Origin of the sequence: Clostridium sp. UBA6640, from assembly GCF_002455975.1 — a bacterium.
In the GTDB taxonomy this organism is placed as follows: Bacteria; Bacillota; Clostridia; order Clostridiales; family Clostridiaceae; genus Clostridium_J.
Genome location: NZ_DKLM01000065.1, coordinates 1 through 217, shown reverse-complemented (window position 1 = coordinate 217; position 217 = coordinate 1). Strand labels below are relative to the sequence as shown.

The window sequence follows — 217 nt, the reverse complement described above, 5'->3', positions numbered from 1 at the left end:
CAGCAAATACGCGTTCAATGGTCTCTTTTCTTCTTTTATATACACACTTAACATAGTTATCATGTCTAAGATGGTCTGCTTCTTCTAAATACTCTTCCCAAACATGCCTTGCTACAACTTTTTGATTATTTTTGCTGTTAGTACATCTAGATTTAAATGAACAATTACCACAATCCGTAGGATTTGATTTATACACTTTGTATCCTTCTCTATTTGT

General features: G+C 32.3%; 1 protein-coding gene. It reads right to left on the bottom strand.

The features are described from left to right. A partial coding sequence (locus B2W91_RS06865) for a transposase (protein ID WP_291579648.1) occupies positions 1-217 on the bottom strand: 217 nt, incomplete at both ends.